Source organism: Streptomyces sp. NPDC006476 (assembly GCF_040612015.1).
Taxonomy (GTDB): domain Bacteria; phylum Actinomycetota; class Actinomycetes; order Streptomycetales; family Streptomycetaceae; genus Streptomyces; species Streptomyces griseorubiginosus_B.
Map to the genome: position 1 here is coordinate 35,880 of NZ_JBEXPK010000018.1, position 14,832 is coordinate 50,711.

At 68.9% G+C, this 14,832-nt stretch carries 19 protein-coding genes and 1 pseudogene; 14 read left to right on the top strand and 6 right to left on the bottom strand.

The annotated features are described in order from the left end of the window. Positions 1-65: 65 nt before the first annotated feature. Both ABZZ74_RS21335 and ABZZ74_RS21340 read right to left on the bottom strand, forming a co-directional pair. Positions 66-506 carry a DUF6069 family protein gene (locus ABZZ74_RS21335; RefSeq protein WP_356767123.1) on the bottom strand — a complete coding sequence of 147 codons (441 nt, stop codon included), beginning with the start codon at positions 504-506 and terminating at the stop codon, positions 66-68. 66 nt (positions 507-572) lie between these two features. Continuing rightward, positions 573-872, bottom strand: a complete 300-nt coding sequence (locus ABZZ74_RS21340) for a hypothetical protein (protein WP_356767125.1) — start codon at positions 870-872, stop codon at positions 573-575. Between the two features lie 204 nt (positions 873-1,076). On the opposite strand from ABZZ74_RS21340, the gene ABZZ74_RS21345 reads away from it, so the two are divergent. The 7 genes and pseudogenes from ABZZ74_RS21345 to ABZZ74_RS21375 all read left to right on the top strand — a co-directional run bounded on the left by ABZZ74_RS21345 (position 1,077) and on the right by ABZZ74_RS21375 (position 5,352). After that, on the top strand, positions 1,077-1,589 hold the full coding sequence (locus ABZZ74_RS21345; protein WP_356767127.1) for a MarR family transcriptional regulator: 513 nt from the start codon (positions 1,077-1,079) through the stop codon (positions 1,587-1,589). A 142-nt stretch (positions 1,590-1,731) separates the two neighbouring features. After that, positions 1,732-1,881, top strand: a pseudogene (locus ABZZ74_RS21350) (zinc ribbon domain-containing protein); the annotation flags it as partial. Between the two features lie 158 nt (positions 1,882-2,039). Then, positions 2,040-2,519, top strand: a complete 480-nt coding sequence (locus ABZZ74_RS21355) for a hypothetical protein (protein WP_356767129.1) — start codon at positions 2,040-2,042, stop codon at positions 2,517-2,519. Beyond that, complete coding sequence (locus ABZZ74_RS21360) at positions 2,516-2,839, top strand: transcriptional regulator (RefSeq protein WP_356767131.1); 324 nt, start codon at positions 2,516-2,518, stop codon at positions 2,837-2,839. Before ABZZ74_RS21355 ends, ABZZ74_RS21360 begins: the two co-directional genes overlap by 4 nt. Before the next feature lie 406 nt (positions 2,840-3,245). After that, a complete protein-coding gene (locus ABZZ74_RS21365; RefSeq protein ID WP_356767133.1) occupies positions 3,246-4,097 on the top strand; it encodes a fructosamine kinase family protein in 852 nt (283 codons plus the stop codon). A 291-nt stretch (positions 4,098-4,388) separates the two neighbouring features. Next, positions 4,389-4,748 (top strand): DUF1326 domain-containing protein, encoded by a 360-nt coding sequence (locus ABZZ74_RS21370; protein ID WP_356767135.1) that lies wholly within the window; start codon positions 4,389-4,391, stop codon positions 4,746-4,748. 382 nt (positions 4,749-5,130) lie between these two features. Beyond that, complete coding sequence (locus ABZZ74_RS21375; protein ID WP_356767137.1) at positions 5,131-5,352, top strand: hypothetical protein; 222 nt, start codon at positions 5,131-5,133, stop codon at positions 5,350-5,352. A gap of 100 nt (positions 5,353-5,452) precedes the next feature. Here the strand turns inward: ABZZ74_RS21375 and ABZZ74_RS21380 are convergent, their stop codons facing one another. Continuing rightward, a complete protein-coding gene (locus ABZZ74_RS21380) occupies positions 5,453-5,581 on the bottom strand; it encodes a hypothetical protein (RefSeq protein ID WP_356767139.1) in 129 nt (42 codons plus the stop codon). A gap of 398 nt (positions 5,582-5,979) precedes the next feature. Between ABZZ74_RS21380 and ABZZ74_RS21385 the strand changes: the two genes are divergently transcribed. The 3 genes from ABZZ74_RS21385 to ABZZ74_RS21395 all read left to right on the top strand — a co-directional run bounded on the left by ABZZ74_RS21385 (position 5,980) and on the right by ABZZ74_RS21395 (position 8,483). Further along, positions 5,980-6,180: a hypothetical protein gene (locus tag ABZZ74_RS21385; RefSeq protein ID WP_356767141.1), complete on the top strand. Its 201-nt coding sequence runs from the start codon at positions 5,980-5,982 to the stop codon at positions 6,178-6,180. After that, positions 6,168-6,935 carry a DUF2182 domain-containing protein gene (locus tag ABZZ74_RS21390; RefSeq protein ID WP_356767143.1) on the top strand — a complete coding sequence of 256 codons (768 nt, stop codon included), beginning with the start codon at positions 6,168-6,170 and terminating at the stop codon, positions 6,933-6,935. Before ABZZ74_RS21385 ends, ABZZ74_RS21390 begins: the two co-directional genes overlap by 13 nt. 342 nt (positions 6,936-7,277) lie before the next feature. Next, positions 7,278-8,483, top strand: a complete 1,206-nt coding sequence (locus ABZZ74_RS21395) for an alpha/beta fold hydrolase (RefSeq protein WP_356767145.1) — start codon at positions 7,278-7,280, stop codon at positions 8,481-8,483. Between the two features lie 432 nt (positions 8,484-8,915). On the opposite strand, the gene ABZZ74_RS21400 is transcribed toward ABZZ74_RS21395, so the two are convergent. After that, on the bottom strand, positions 8,916-9,293 hold the full coding sequence (locus ABZZ74_RS21400; protein ID WP_356767147.1) for a maleylpyruvate isomerase N-terminal domain-containing protein: 378 nt from the start codon (positions 9,291-9,293) through the stop codon (positions 8,916-8,918). Positions 9,294-9,786: 493 nt separating this feature from the next. After that, positions 9,787-10,017, bottom strand: coding sequence for a 4-oxalocrotonate tautomerase family protein (locus ABZZ74_RS21405; RefSeq protein ID WP_356767149.1), 231 nt, complete (start codon positions 10,015-10,017; stop codon positions 9,787-9,789). A gap of 48 nt (positions 10,018-10,065) precedes the next feature. Between ABZZ74_RS21405 and ABZZ74_RS21410 the strand changes: the two genes are divergently transcribed. After that, the gene (locus ABZZ74_RS21410) at positions 10,066-10,254 is read left to right on the top strand and encodes a hypothetical protein (RefSeq protein WP_356767151.1); all 189 of its coding nucleotides are present in this window, start codon (positions 10,066-10,068) and stop codon (positions 10,252-10,254) included. A 54-nt stretch (positions 10,255-10,308) separates the two neighbouring features. Here ABZZ74_RS21410 and ABZZ74_RS21415 read toward each other — a convergent pair whose 3' ends face one another. Next, the gene (locus ABZZ74_RS21415; RefSeq protein WP_356767153.1) at positions 10,309-11,073 is read right to left on the bottom strand and encodes an SDR family oxidoreductase; all 765 of its coding nucleotides are present in this window, start codon (positions 11,071-11,073) and stop codon (positions 10,309-10,311) included. A gap of 179 nt (positions 11,074-11,252) precedes the next feature. On the opposite strand from ABZZ74_RS21415, the gene ABZZ74_RS21420 reads away from it, so the two are divergent. The 3 genes from ABZZ74_RS21420 (at position 11,253) to ABZZ74_RS21430 (ending at position 14,801) form a co-directional block, all read left to right on the top strand. Beyond that, positions 11,253-12,158: a helix-turn-helix transcriptional regulator gene (locus ABZZ74_RS21420; protein WP_356767155.1), complete on the top strand. Its 906-nt coding sequence runs from the start codon at positions 11,253-11,255 to the stop codon at positions 12,156-12,158. A 238-nt stretch (positions 12,159-12,396) separates the two neighbouring features. Then, entirely contained in the window at positions 12,397-14,043 is a 1,647-nt protein-coding gene (locus ABZZ74_RS21425) for a serine/threonine-protein kinase (protein ID WP_356767157.1), read from the top strand. Next, positions 14,040-14,801, top strand: a complete 762-nt coding sequence (locus ABZZ74_RS21430; protein WP_356767159.1) for a hypothetical protein — start codon at positions 14,040-14,042, stop codon at positions 14,799-14,801. Before ABZZ74_RS21425 ends, ABZZ74_RS21430 begins: the two co-directional genes overlap by 4 nt. Positions 14,802-14,832: the final 31 nt, after the last annotated feature.

A 14,832-nucleotide genomic window follows, 5' to 3' on the forward strand; every position in this document is an offset into this window, starting at 1 on the left:
CGTACGGTCTCTGCTGACTGCCGTACGACCAGGTGAGGGTTTGCGCCCTTTCGCGGCGCAGGGGGTCATTCCTGCGCGGCAGGAAGCGGAAGAAGTCGGTGGAACGCCGGGACGGCGACGGCGGCGACCACGACGTGCATGACCATCAAGGCGACGACGGCCCCCCAACTGGTGCCGGCCCGGCTGTCGGAGACGCCGACCATGACGTCCGGGATCAGACTGAGAAGCACGACCACGGGCACCAGGGTGCGCAGCAGGCGTGCGGGGCGCGCCGAACGGGCTCGAACGACCGCCCAGGCGGCAGCGCCGATCAGGACACCGAACACGGTGAGGGGCGCGTAGGCGGACAGCTGGAGGGGCTGGAAATCGTGCGAGGCGCCCGCAGCGTGGGCCGTCGTGGCGACGACGGCGTTGAGGGCGACGGCGACGACCGCGGTGCCGATCAGGCCGCCGGTGACGAGAAGGCCGCTGGGGCGGGCCGGACGGGTGGCGAGTTGGTGGCTCAAGGAGTCCTCCGGAAGGGGTATCGGGCAGGGGCAGGGGCAGGGGCAGGGACGGGGGAGTGGGCCAGGTCAATCGGCGATGACGACGGATCGGCGTCCGGCAGTGCCGTCGGTGGTGGCGGTGAGCAGCCGGGCGGCGACATCGGCGCGGCTGATGGTGGCGCCCATGCGCAAGGTGGCTGATTCAGGCAGCAGCTTGACGGCGCCGGTGGCGGGGAGTTTGGCGGGCGCGCTCAGACGCTCGCGCAGCACGGCGAAGGAGGACAACTCGACAAAGCGGGTGACGCCGGTGGTGGCGGCACCGGAGATGACGGCGAGCGTGGTGTCGGTGACGACCGATCCGCCGGTCGAGCCAAGTGTGCTGATCACTGCGGCGACGCCTGTCATGGCCTGCCTACGAGACGTCCGGTCGCGCCCAGCACGAGCAATTTCACGGTGACTCCTGAAGGTTGCGATGCTGCTCGGCACCCCGGGCAGTCACTTCAAGGTTTAAGCGAAACCGTAGCGTCAATGACTTCAAGTGAAAGCCTGGGCGGATGACTTCAAGCGTGAAGCCTCGGTACATTGGGGCGCATGACGAACAGCCCTGCTGACGAGGTACCCCGCTGGCTCGACGAGGAGGAGCGTCATGCCTGGCTCGCTCTGGTGGGCGTCATGCGGCGTCTGGAGCAGGCGCTGGACGCGCAGCTGCGCGAGGAAGGGCTGACGCACTTCGAGTACGGGGTGATGGCGGCGCTGTCGGAGTCGCCGGAGCGGGAACTGCGCATGAGTGACCTCGCAGCTTTCGCCGAGGGTTCGCTCTCGCGCCTCTCCCAGGTCGTGACCCGCCTCGAACGCAAGGGATACGCGCACCGCCGGCCCGATCCGGCCGACGGGCGCTACACCCTGGCCACCCTGACCGACGCGGGATACGAGAAGATCGTCAGTGCTGCTCCCGGCCACGTCGCGGAAGTACGCCGACTCGTTTTCGACCCGCTGACCAAGGCGCAGGTCAGACAGCTCGAGAACATCGGCCGGCGCATTGTCCGCGCCATCGATCCCACCGCCTCCCCGACAATGCTGGACCTTCATTCGAAGCACCGCTGACGACGGGACGCGGCGATCGCCAACCGCACGTGCTTTTCGAGGGTGGGCCGCCCCGTACTTTTCGGGGGCCCTTCAGGGCGGACGGTGAACCACAACGGGCGGCAGGTAACGGGCCGTCCTGATCGGACGTCTAAGAGTGCCGTCCGCGTTCGTCGGCGTGCTGAAGTACAAGGCGGCTCTGTACGGCCGTACCTTCGCCAAGGTGGACCGCGCTTTCTCGTCCTCTCAGGTCTGCTCGGTCTGCGGATTCCGGGACGGTCCAAAGCCTCTGCCCATCCGGGAGTGGACGTGCGGCGCTCCAGGGTTTCCGGCCCGAGTCGGCTGACCCGTCCGGGGGCTGTGCCACATGTCTGGCCGTGTGAACCCCCGTCCCTGGCCCCCGGCCGACAGTATTGACTTTCCTGTCCGGAAAGCCAAAACTGAGCTTTCCAGGCAGGAAAGTGAGGCGTCATGGACGAGCTGACACCTGAGCAGGCACGAGCCGCGCTGGACACCGTAGAGCGAGCCCGCCGCAGGGTGATCGACGAGATCGACGTGCCGCGCTGGTACTGGGCGGGCCTGGCCACGGGCTGGCTCGCGCTCGGCGTGATCGCCGACCTACATCATCCGCTGGTGACCACACTGGTCACCCTCGCCTTCGGGGCTGCGCACTCCTCGATCGCGCCCCGGGTGGTCAACGGACGGCACCGCAACAGCCAGATGAGCGTGCGTGCTGACATCGCCGGCCCACGGCTGGCAGTCTGGGTGCTGGGCAGTCTGGTCGCGCTGGTCGGAGTCACCATCGCCGCAGCTCTCATCCTGAACGCCGACGACGCGCGTCACCCGGTCACCGGGGCGGCCGTCCTGGCCGCGGTCATGCTCGTGCTGGGCGGGCCGCTGCTGCTGGCCGCGGCACGCCGCCGCGCCGTACGGACCGGCGCGGCATCATGACCACGCCACGGTTCGACGAGCTGATCCATCCCAGCACCCGACTGTCCATCGTCTCCCTGCTTGCTGCTGTCGACTGGGCCGACTTCGGCTACATCCGCGGCCAACTCGGACTGTCCGACTCCGCACTGTCCAAACAGCTCTCGACGCTGGAGCAGGCCGGCTACGTCACCGTCGACCGCTCCATCAGACGCCGTGTACGCGCCCGCCTCACCACAGACGGTCGAGCCGCCTTCCAAGGCCACGTAGCCGCACTGCAGGCCATCGTGGCCACCGCGAACGCCCCGTCCACCGGCTCCGTCGGCGACAGCCGACGCAACTGACCCGCAGATGGTGACTCAGACGCCACGTGCGTACAGCTCGGCCGGCACATGTGACTGTCTCGCGCACCGGTTCGGGAAGGCGGCAGACTGGCCGGATCGCATCCCGTGCTACGCCTCGCCATCTCGTGCTCTGAGGAAGACACGGTTCGGCCGCCTGCTTGCCCCTGCTCGCACAGGACGGCTCCAGCCGTGACCACTCCGTGCCAGTTCGAGGCCCGATTCCGGGTCCCGGTCCGCTGGACTGCGACCCGGCCCCTGGTGGACTATGGCCTTCACTCGCTCACCGCAGTCAGCATCGTGTCGGCCTCGGGCAGAGTTTCGGCATGACCGTCCCGGACGACAGGACCATGTACGTAATGCTCCGCACCTCTTCCATCCTCTGAGACGCCCGGTGGCAACTGGATTCGTGAACGCGCGATGGAAGAGCCTGCCCAGCGCGGTCGTCCCCAGCGTGGTCGAGGCCGAGTCTTTGTCGGGCGGCGCGGTCAACGACGTCTGGCGCCTGACGCTCGCCGACGGAACGCCGTACGTCCTCAAAGGGGCCCTTGACGCGCCGGCCGACTTGTTCCGGCGGGAGGCGGAGGGGTTGGAAGTGCTCCGTGAGCGGGCGGGGGTGCGGACACCCCAGGTATTCGAGGTGAGCGCGCAGCACCTCCTCATGGAGGCGCTGCGGCCACGGCCCGACACCGATGAGTTCTGGGAGGCGGCAGGCCGGGCTTTTGCCGAACTCCATGCGGTGCGCGGGGAGGGGTTCGGCTGGGACAGCGACGGATGGCTGGGCCTGCTGCGGCAGGAGAACGGCCCGACAGCGGACGGGCACGAGTTCTTCGCCGAGCGCAGGATCCGCCGCTATCTGCGCGAGCCCAAGGTCCGCGGTGCCCTCGAACCGTCCGACCTGGCGGGACTGGAGCGGATCTGCGAGCGCCTTCCCTACCTCGTCCCCAAGGCCCCGAGCGTGCTCAACCACGGCGACCTGTGGCGCGGCAACGTCGTTGCGAGCGCGGCCGGCGAACCGGTGTTCATCGATCCGGCGGTGTGCTGGATGTGGGCCGAGTCCGACCTGAGCATGATCTATTGCTGCGATCCTCCGCCGGACCGCTTCTTCCGTGCGTACGAGGAGCTTTCTCCGCCGGCCGACGGCTGGCGGGAGCGCATGCCGCTGCTGCACCTGCGTGAACACCTCAGCGTGCTCGCGCACTTCGGGGGGAACGGCGACACTGTGGCCCAGGTCCGGCATGTCATGCGCACCTTCACCTAACGCTCCCCAGCACCGCTGCCTGTTGCGGACGCCGGAGCGGACGCCGCGCGGCGGCCTCGGCGCCCTCCACCCACGGGAGGTAGCAACACGCGAATCCGACCGGCGTCCGGGGCCCCCGAGAAGGTGCGGGTGCCTTTTACTCCCCGGTATGTGGATGGTGAGCTGCGTCGGCAGCGGATCTGCCGCCGGGGTTGCTGAAGATTAACCTGGAGAAGAGCGGCACCGGGACGGACGGACTCTTCCGATGCATCTTCTTACCGAGGGGGACGCAAAAGAGGGAGGCGAAGAGCCATGCCCTGGAATCTGAACGGCACGTATCTGGAAAGCTGCAACTGCGACGTGGTGTGCCCGTGTACCACCTCGGGCCTCACCGCACCGGCCGACCACGAGCGCTGCCAAGTGACCCTCGCGTTCCATGTCGACAGCGGGAACGTGGACGGCGTGGACGTCTCCGACCGCAGCGTCGCCGTCTTCATCGACGCGCCCCGGGTCATGGCGGAGGGCGGCTGGCAGGTGGCGCTGTATCTCGACGGTGGGGCTGACGACGGCCAGGCGGATGCGCTGGGCAAGGTCTTCTCCGGCCAGGCCGGTGGGCCAGGGCTGATTCAAAGTCTTTGTGATCATGTGGACGCCCAGGTCACGGTGGTGTGATGGGGTGGCGTCGGGCCGTTGCCGATGCACCGAGGCTCCGGGGTGGGGTGACTGAGCTCGCCCGCTCGCAGTGGACTATCGAGAACAGGCTCCACTTCGTCCGCGACACCGCCTTCGGCGAGGACGCCTCTCGGGTCCGCACCAGCATCACCGCTGGCCTTTCCGCCACATCTCCTACGAGCCCTTCACCCGCCCCCTCGACCTCCTCGACATCCCGTGACCAGGACAGATGCAAGATCATCAGGAGAAAATCCCTGGGTACTGGGCCCGGGACGGAGGAAGGGAGACGTAATGCATGGTCGAGCGTGCGGGAATGTCCCTGGGCGCGCGCGTTAACGCCATCGTGGCCTAAAATCAAATGACGCTTCGTGAAGGAGGAGCAATGCGCGGATTCCACTGCGTAGATCCGTCGCACGGCAGGATCGATTTCACCGGGGCGGATGACGAGGAGCTGTTCGGACATATCAAGGCGCACGCCGCCGAGGCTCATCCTGACCTCACCGACACCCAGCTCAGGGAGATGATGGCTGGCGCTGACTGGTGGCGGTCGTTGGCGACATCTGGAAACAACGCAGGGTCATCGCCGTCCGCCTACGACAAGTAATGCGACCGAGCGTCGCCCGTTCCCCCGACGCGATCTCCGGGCAGCCGGCGACATCGAGGTGCTCCAGGCCAAAGTGCTGATGATCTTGCATCTGTCCTGGTCACGGGATGTCGAGGAGGTCGAGGGGGCGGGTGAAGGGCTCGTAGGAGATGTGGCGGAGGCCGGCGGTGATGCTGGTGTGGCCGTGGTCGCGGAGGGTGTTGATTGCCAGGTTGCCCAGGGTGGCCATGATCTCCGGGCCGTGGTCAGTGCGGACCCGGGAGGCGTCCTGAAGGCGGTGTCGCGGACGAAGTGGAGCCTGTTCTCGATGGCCCACTGCGAGCGGGCGAGCTTGCCGATGCGCTTCGGTGAGGCCTGCAGGTGGGACAGATCGGTGAGCGCGTAGACGGTCTGCCTGGTCCGTTTCCCGCTCTTGAGGTCGGTGCGATAGCGGGTGATCTTCGCGGCCTGGACGGCGTAGGGGAAGTCCAGCCCCAGGTCGGTGACGGTCAGCATGCGAGTCACCCGGGTCTCGCGGCGGCCGTGTCCGCTTCCGCGCTGGTAGTGCCGGGCGGTGACCTGGGTCCAGGGCAGTGAGCGCAGCGCGCGGTGCAGGGCGGGCTGGTTGGCCTTGACCATCAGCAGGTAGTGGTCGAGATCGTGGACCAGGTTGCCCCGCAGTTCGGCGAGGACGGTCCGGTCATGAGCCTGACCGGCATGTTCCACCCGGTGAACAGCACGCTGACCATTGCCCGCTCCACCCGGGCGACGGGCGACGGCGTGTACGGCCGGTCCTGGGACTTCTCCGGCGGCAACGGACACGCGGCGCCCTTCACGTGGTCGGCGTGACCGGTCGGCCGGTCACCGTCCGGCACGGGGTGGGCCCCGCCGGATTGCTGCTGGTCGTGGCGGCTGCAGCCTGGGTCTGGGTGGTGGCGCGCTGGGGCGGCATGGAGGCGATGCCGGGCACCATGGGCCTGGGCCTACCCGCCTTCCTGGCCGTGTGGACGCTGATGATGGCTGCGATGATGCTGCCCGCCACCACGCCCGTCGCCGCGCTGTACGCACGCACCATCGTCGTGCACCGGGCCCCGCGCATGGTCGTTTTCACCGTCGCCTACCTGCTGGTCTGGGCCGCGGCCGGGCTGCCGGCATACAGGCTGGCTGTCGGTCTGGAACTGGCGGTGAGCCTTCCCGCCGCTGCGGGCACCGCATTGGCCGCGGGCGTGTTCGCGGTCAACGGCGTCTACCAGCTCACGCCCCTCAAAGACCGCTGCCTGGCGAGGTGTCGCTCACCGATCGGGCTGATGTTGCGCTACACCTCGTACCCGGGGCCTTCGCGCGACCTGCGCGCAGGAGCTCACCACGGGGCCTTCTGCCTGGGCTGTTGCTGGTCGCTCATGGTGCTGCTGGCGGCGTTCGGTGTGATGAACCTGTGGGCCATGGTGGCCTTGACCGCCGTGATCACCACCGAGAAGCTCGCTCCGGCCGGCCGCCTTGTGGCCCGTGCTGTGGGGGTCGCCTCGATCGCTCTGGCCGTTGCCGTCTTTTGGGTTCCAGCGCTGGCTCCGGGACTCACAGGTAGCGGTACGACCGGGATGTGAGGACGGAGGCCGTCCCCGCCGAGAAGGCACACGCCGGGCGGACAGATGAGGCCGGCTGTGCATGGCGCTGTCCGCGAAGGAGATCCACGAGCTGGTGGGCGAGGCGACCGCGGCCTGGCCCTGGTGGTTCGGCTTGGCCTTCGAGCCGACTGGACTGGCAGCGCAGTCTGTGGCGTGCACCCCCTGGGTGCGCCCCGCCGATCGGAGGAGCGGCGCCCACCCGATCAGTCACTATCCGTGCGCCACGCCATCGTGCTTCCTGTACGGCCCGCGGGACGCGGAGATGCTGACAACCCCTGGGGAACAACCGTTCCTCGGGTCGAACAGACATCGGAGGCGACCATGGTGCAACTGGATACCTTTGACCACAAGGTCAAGCACAAATCGACCGTCCCGGCGAACGTCGACGTAGAGATCGAGCTCTTCGTACGGGAATACAAGAAGGCCACCGGGCCCGCCGGCACCCCCAAGCCGGTCCTCATGCTCCACGGCAGGAGCGTTCCGGCCCTTCCCGGCTTCGACCTCGTGCTCCCTCCCAAGGGCGGCTCCACGCACCCGGACACCAGCTACAGCTGGGCCCAGTTCCTGGCGGGCAACGGCTACGACGTCTACGTCATGGACCTCCAAGGCTCCGGGCTCTCCCCCCGCCCGAAGATGGACGAGCCGTGCAACGCCAACCCCGCCCAGCGGGGCCTGCTGGAGACCAATCCCGGCACCGGGACTTGTTCCCCGACGGCGCCCTACCCGCACCAACTGGGCAACTCCCAGAGCGAATGGGACGAACTGGCCACGGTCGTCAAGTTCATCAGGGCGCGGTGCAACAACGAGAAGGTCTCCTTCATCGGCTGGTCCGCGGCCTCGTTCGTCATGGGCCCGTACGCGCTGCAGCACCCCGGGGACGTGGCGAGCATGTTCCTTCTCGCGCCCATCTTCCCTCCGGCCGGCCGCTGGTCGACGCACCCCGAGGCACCCTTCGATCCACCTCCCGGCACGGGCCTGCCCAAGCAGCCCGAGTCCAAGCCGGCCGCGGTCTTCGGTTTCCCGATGAACCTGACCAGCAAGGCCAGCCTGCAGGCCACCATCAGCGACAAGGAGCTGGCCGGCCACGTGTGGCAGTCCATCATGGACTGCGACAGCGTCGGCCAGAAGTGGGGCGGCAACACCGCGGGGGCACCGGAAGGTGTCATGCGGTGGCGTAACTCCTACTGGTGGGGCTGGAACTCGAGCACCGTACCGTACGGCTCCACGCTCGGCACCGCTGTGCCGGTGTGCATCGTCTACGGAGACCAGGACAAGACGGCCAATACGGCTGTGGAGTTGGGGCCCGTGCTGCACTTCTCGGTTCCGGACCTCTACCAGGCGATTCCGGGCGCCGACAAGCTGATGATCCGGGTCGAGGGCTGGGACCACCAGCCGGTCTGGGAACGCCGGCCCAACCAGATGCTGCAGCAGATGTCCTGGAAGTGGCTCGACGACAAGAAGGTGTACGGCGTTGAGACCGGAAGCTGGTTCATGGACGCGGACGGTGTGGTAGCAGAAGTGGAGTAAAGCTCCGGGCGCCGCGCGAGGCGAGCTGCGGCGAATCCCGCACGACGTCGTCGTTCCTGACGGAGAGTGCCGTCGCGAGGGAGCCCATGTCCGGCGTCACAACCTGACTGTGGACTCCCTCGTCTCATGCGCGCGGCCGACCCTTGGGATCGATCATCCGGTGAAACCGCCACCGTTCGGTACGAGACCGTTCGCGATGCAGCGGATGGTTTGTGCGCGGTGGAGTGCCGTTGCGCCTAGTCCTCCGGTTCCCAGGCGCGGAGCAGGTCCAGCAGCTGCCGGTCCCCGTCGAGTGCAGGGAGTCCGCCGAAATGCGGTCGTACGGGTAGAGCACCAGGTCACTGGCCGTGCCGCGAACGGAGACGCCTGCCGCGTCGGGGTCCTCGGCGGCAGCGGGCAGCCGGGTGGTCCGCGCACCGTCACCGTCGGCCGTCAGGCGAGGAGCGGCCACCTCGACCGGCAGTGGGAGCGGCTCGCCCACGGTGAGCTGGGCGTCGTAGGTGTGCACCGCGATCTCCTGGACCTGGTGCCGGGCGACGCCACCGGCGGTGTGCGGCGTCTGCGTGTTGCCTCAGCCGGTGAAGCAGCCCTGGTCCGGACCGGCCTGCCGCAGGGCCGCCGGCAACAGCTCGGTCGAGGCGGCCAGCCAGGCCGGCACGGCTTCGCGCTCCTGCGGCGCGACCGCGTCACCTGGGCCGGGGTCCTGGACGTGGCGTCCGGCCCAGCGGCGACCGTGGCGGCCCAGCGGCGGCGGCCCTCGCCGATGTGCTGCACCAGGTCGGACAGCGTCCACCCCGGGCAGGTCGGCACCGGCGGGTCGAGGATGGGCGCGGCGGCGATCGCGGCGCGGAAGGCGGTTGCGCGTTAGTCGATCAGCCGCAGCAGAACGGGAAACTCCAGAGTCCTGTGCACGGCGGTAGTTCTAACATCTTGATCCTTTTGCCCGACAGCGGTTTACCCAGCCGATACGGCAGGGAGCTCCGGCCCAGGCGACAGCCCCACGATCCACACGCCGCCCGCAAGGAACCGGCAAGGGAGCTCTTGGAATGAGTGGGTTAATCGTCGAGGTACCGACGCAGTGCCCCGGCAGGAGGGAACGGTGAACATCGACTCCCCCTCCTGCCGGGCGCAACAGCACGCGCCCGGAGCCGCCACCGGCAACCTTTCGCGTGGCAGGGACAAGCGGCTCGACTTGGGGCTGACCGCGATCGTGCCCCGTCCCCGTACCCGGGTGACACTGTCGGCCGATCGGGTACGGGGACACATCAGGGCTTCGCTGATCTCAGCGACCCAGCCGGTTCGGTCAGGCTCCGCTGGTGTCGGTCGGTGCCGCCTCGCCGAGCAGGGCGAGGGTCAGCACGTTGCCGGCGATGCCCCAGCCGCCGTCGGCGACCTCTTCGACCAGAACCATGGTGTTGTTGCGGGCGCGCTCGCCGTAGATCTCGACATACAGCTCGGTGGTCCGGCTGACGATCTCCTCCTTCTGCTTCGGGGTGAGGGTCTTTTCGGGGACCTTGAAGTTCGCGAAGGGCATGGTTGGTCGTTCCTTCTCTCAACTGGGTGTTGCAGGGAGCTGCCCGCGGTGAGCAGGCTGTCCAGTCCGATGCCGGCGGAAGAAGTCCGCGCGGAGGCGGTCGGCCACCGCGGAGACGACTTCGTTGCCGTCTCGGCTGGGGTCTATGCGGGTGCGCAGGGCCCGGTGCCGTGCTTCGTCGCGACCAGTCGCTACGACGGCTTCAGCGACCTCGGTCGCGTCGCGCCGCAAGGGTGAGCACGGCGAGGCGCTTGCCCAAATCGCCCATGGGGGTGGGTCGTTGAGGGCGATTCAGATGATTCCGCCGTTGGCGCGGACGACTTGCCCGTTGATCCAGTGGCCCGCAGGGGAGGCCAGGAACGCGACGACCTCGGCGATGTCGGCCGGGGTGCCGAGCCGTTCCAGCGGGGGCTGGGCGGCCAGGCGGGCGATGGTCTCCTCGTCCTTGCCGTCCAGGAACATGTCGGTGGCCGTGGGGCCGGGTGCCACGGTGTTCGCGGTGACGTCCCGTCCCCGCAGTTCCCGGGCCAGGATCGGCGTCAGCGCCTCGACCGCGCCCTTGCTGGCGGAGTACGCGCCGTAGGCCGGGAACGCAAGCCCCACCACGGACGTGGAGAACATCACGATCGCGCCACCGGGGCGCACCCGGCGGGCGGCTTGCTGAACGACGACGAAGGTGCCGCGAACATTGGTGCGAAGCAGGTCGTCCAGAACGGCCAGGTCCAACTCGGCGATCGGCGCCATCTGAGCCCGCCCGGCCGCGTGCACGACGACGTCGACACCGCCGAACTCCGCTTCGGCCAGATCGAACAGGGCCGCGACGGCGCGTTCGTCGGCGACGTCGGCGCGCACCGCGATCGCCTGGGCGCCGCCCTCGACGACCTCTTTCACGGCGGCTTCGGCCTGCTCCTGGTTGCCGGCATGGCCGACCACGACCGTGTACCCGTCGGCGGCCAGCCGACCGACGGTCCGGCGGCCGATGCCACGCGAGCCGCCGGTGACGATCGCGACACGGGGTGGGTTGGCGGTCCGGTCGAGGGACGTGCGGGTGGGCATGGCTGACTCCTGTGATCGATGCGAGAGGGGTGGTGGAGGCGCGAGGGCGACGAGGTGCTTGCCGTCGCCCCTGCTGCGTCCTCCACGATCGCCTCCTTCCTCACCCTCAACCAGGGCTGCGTCCACCCAGGGGTTGCCACCCCCTGGCTACGGTCCTGCGCGTCTACGACCATGGAGGGGTGAACCTTCCCGAACTCGGTGCTTTCCTCAGGACCCGCCGCGACCGCATCCGCCCCGCCGACGTCGGTCTTCCCCACGGCCCGCGCCGGCGCGTCCCCGGGCTGCGCCGCGAGGAAGTCGCCCAGCTCGCAGGGCTGTCGGCCGACTACTACACCGAGTTGGAACGCGGCGGCGGCAGGCATGGCGTGCAGCCCTCGGCCCAGACCCTGGCCGCCCTCGCCAGAGCACTGCGCCTGAACGGCGATGAGCGCGACCACCTGTTCCACCTCGCCGAACGGCCGATCCCCCGGTCGACGCACGGACCATCGGCCCATGTAGAGCCCGCGCTGTTGGGCCTGCTGGACCGCCTTTCCAACACACCGGCACGCGTCATCACCGACCTGCACGAGACCCTGGTGGAAAACGACCTGGCCCGGAACCTGCTCGGCGGGTCCCCCGCCCACCGCGGGCCGACGGCGAGCTTCGTCTACCGCTGGTTCACCGACCCGCGGACACGCGAGATCCACCCGCCCGAGGATCACCCGCACCACTCCCGGGTGTTCGTGACCGACCTCCGGGCGGCAGCCGGCCGGCGCGGCCGGGACGCGGAGGTCGCGAAGATGATCGCCGTCCTTCGCCGCCGCAGCCAGGAGTTCTCGACGCTCTGGGACACCTACGACGTCGCGGTGCGTCGAATGGACCGCAAGAAGATCATCCACCCCCTGCTCGGCGTCATCGAACTCGACTGCTACAACCTCCTCAGCGAGGACGGACGGCAACGGCTGCTGTGGTTCACCGCCCCGCCCGGAAGCCGCGGAGCCGAACAGCTGCAACTGCTGTCCGTCGTAGGGGCCCAGGAGCTGAGCGTCACGGACGGCACGGCGCCGGAGGGGCTGCCCGCGGCGGAATCCGGATCACAGCACTGAGCCGCTCCCCGGAAACCTGCTGTCTGAGCTCGTGAAACGGCAGCCCCTCCGCGACACCCTCGCTGCCGCCGCCGGGATTCCACCTTCTGTACTTGGCTCGTGAGGCGGGATGCGTGGACCGGGGGAGGAGTAAGGTCCTGTGCCGGCAACCGCGGTGGCTGAAATTGTGTCTCTCAATCCAAGGTTCCAGCGCTGCGGAGTCGGTCACGTACCGCGGTACACCGGCCGGGGGGATGATGTGAGCACGTGGGTGGTGCCCGGATACACCGAGTCTCTTGAGCTCGGGGCGGGAGCGAGCGGTCGCGTAGTGCTGGCCGTGCACGCGGAGACCGGCGTGCCGGTCGCGGTGAAGTACCTCAGTGAGTCTCTGCGTACCCGGCCGGGTTTCGTGTACGAGTTCCGGTCGGAGGCGCGTCTGCTTGGTGGGCTGCAGAGCCCGTACGTGACCGGCCTCTATGAGTACGTGGAGAGTCCGGACGGTGCCGCCATTGTGATGGAACTGGTGGACGGCGTCTCGTTGCGAACGCTGCTGACCCGTCAGGGACCGCTCGATCCCGAGGCCGCACTCGTTCTTCTCAAGGGGTCGCTGCTCGGCCTCGCCGACGCGCACCGCGTCGGGGTCGTCCACCGCGACTACAAGCCCGAGAACGTCCTGGTCGAAACGGCCGGATCGTCCAAGCTGGTCGATTTCGGAATCGCGGTGGATGCCGGTACGAGCGCCGGCGTGGCCGGGACCCCGTCCTACATGGCTCCCGAGCAGTGGACAGGCGCCCCCGCGTCTCGCGCCGCGGACGTGTACGCGGCCACTGCGACCTTCTTCGAGTGCCTGACGGGCCACAAACCGTACTCGGGCGACAACATCGCCGAACTCGCCCTGCAGCACGTCGACGCACCCGTCCCTGTCGAACAGGTTCCAGAAGCGGTCCGTGAACTGGTCCGTCGCGGTCTGGCGAAGGCACCGGAGGAGCGGCCGGCGGACGCCGATACCTTCGTGCGAGAACTGGAGACGGTCGCAGGTGCCGCCTACGGTGCCGACTGGGAGGAACGCGGCCGGGCCCGGCTCGCTGCCCTGGTGGCCCTGCTGGCACTGCTGTTGCCCTCGGCCCGCGCCCCCCGCAGCACCACGGACACCGCACGCACGGTCCTGACTCAGCCCCCACGCCACCACTGGACCCGGTCGTGGCTACCCGGCCGAGCCGGGATGCTCGTCTCGGGCGCCGTCGTACTCCTGGGCATCCTGCTCACGTACGGCATCCACCAGGCCCAAGCAGGCGCCGCGCAACGAACCGCTGAGGCTCTGGCCACCACCGCAGCGCAGTCCGGTACCGACTCGGCGGCACCCACCGGAGCGCCCGCAACGCCCACCATGCCGTCCGACCTGTCGCCGTCACCCGGCCTTTCGTCCCCCGGCCTCTCGCCCTCGGGCGCGCCGACCACCGAGACCGGTGAGCCCCCGACTTCCGCCACCACGCCTCCCACCGACGGGACGACGCCCGGCGGGGCAACCACGTCGACGACAGCGACACCGACGGTCACCACCGCCACCACGCCGGCCGGCCCCGCCGTCAAGGATGTCGCGGTGTCGGCCTTCCAGCAGACAGGTCCCACGACCGCCACCGCGACCATCACCGTCACCACGGACGGGACCGGACCGCTGTCCGTCACAGTCTCGTGGCTCACGGGCAGCACCAGTGGGCAGCCCGGCTCTGCCGACGGTACGTCCCAGACCTTCGAGCGCAGCGGTGCCACCCAGTACTCGATCACCGTCGACCACACCTTCCAGAACGACGGCTGCTACTGGACCGTTCAGGCCACGACCAGTCCGGCGCCCGCGTCCGGTGGTGCTTCCCAGCAGATCCTTACCAGACAGTGCGAGATCCGATGACCGCTCAGAACGACACCGGTTCCGCGTCCCCGGAGGAGGCGGAGGAGTCCACCCGGGTGCTCGCGCCCGTCGACGCGCACAGCGCCACCCTCCACCTCGGCCCTGCTGACGGCAGCGCACCGGTCGTCGAATCCTCCTCCTCTTCCTCCGACGGCGAATACAGCGCCACCGTGCTTGCCAGCCACTGGATCCAGCGCCCCGAGTCGGGCGACACTCTCGTCGACCGGCCGTCGGCGAGCGTTCCCTCGGTACGGCCGGATCGCGTCGAGGGGAGCGTGCTGCGTTTCGGTCCCGGTGTGACAGCCGCCGTCGCCCACCGGACCGGGCAGACACCGTCCACTGTGTCGTCGCCTCCCCCTCTCGCCGGTCGGAAGCTGCGCCGACACGTTCTGCCGGCGCTCGTGGTGGCAGCCGTCCTGGCGTTCCTGGCCTGGCAGCGCTTCGGGCATTCCCTTGAGGTCACCGGGGTGAGGGTCACGGCCCGGCCGACAGTTCTGCGATGCGACAACACCGCGGATGTCGTCGGCCTCGTCACCACCAACGGTCGTCCCGGCACACTCTCCTACCGTTGGGTTCGAAGCGACGGCACGTCGTCCGGCGTCCTGCATGAGGTGATGGTCCGCGGGCAGACACACGCGCGTCTGCACCTGCGGTGGACGTATCAAGGGCGGGGACATCGCACGGCCCAGGCCGATCTTCGCATCCTCGCCCCTGCCGCCCGCGCAGCCACCGCCCACTTCACCTACGACTGTCCTTGACCGACCTACGTCAACTCCGGCGCCGCCGACC

Excerpts from the sequence above, each read along its gene's own strand:
- ABZZ74_RS21415 (WP_356767153.1), bottom strand. The coding sequence starts at position 11,073 with ATGCCCACCCGCACGTCCCTCGACCGGACCGCCAACCCACCCCGTGTC.
- ABZZ74_RS21360 (WP_356767131.1), top strand. The coding sequence starts at position 2,516 with ATGACCACGCCACGGTTCGACGAGCTGATCCATCCCAGCACCCGACTG.
- ABZZ74_RS21430 (WP_356767159.1), top strand. The coding sequence starts at position 14,040 with ATGACCGCTCAGAACGACACCGGTTCCGCGTCCCCGGAGGAGGCGGAG.
- ABZZ74_RS21345 (WP_356767127.1), top strand. The coding sequence starts at position 1,077 with ATGACGAACAGCCCTGCTGACGAGGTACCCCGCTGGCTCGACGAGGAG.
- ABZZ74_RS21370 (WP_356767135.1), top strand. The coding sequence starts at position 4,389 with ATGCCCTGGAATCTGAACGGCACGTATCTGGAAAGCTGCAACTGCGAC.
- ABZZ74_RS21405 (WP_356767149.1), bottom strand. The coding sequence starts at position 10,017 with ATGCCCTTCGCGAACTTCAAGGTCCCCGAAAAGACCCTCACCCCGAAG.
- ABZZ74_RS21380 (WP_356767139.1), bottom strand. The coding sequence starts at position 5,581 with ATGGCCACCCTGGGCAACCTGGCAATCAACACCCTCCGCGACCACGGC.
- ABZZ74_RS21355 (WP_356767129.1), top strand. The coding sequence starts at position 2,040 with ATGGACGAGCTGACACCTGAGCAGGCACGAGCCGCGCTGGACACCGTA.
- ABZZ74_RS21375 (WP_356767137.1), top strand. The coding sequence starts at position 5,131 with ATGCGCGGATTCCACTGCGTAGATCCGTCGCACGGCAGGATCGATTTC.
- ABZZ74_RS21395 (WP_356767145.1), top strand. The coding sequence starts at position 7,278 with ATGGTGCAACTGGATACCTTTGACCACAAGGTCAAGCACAAATCGACC.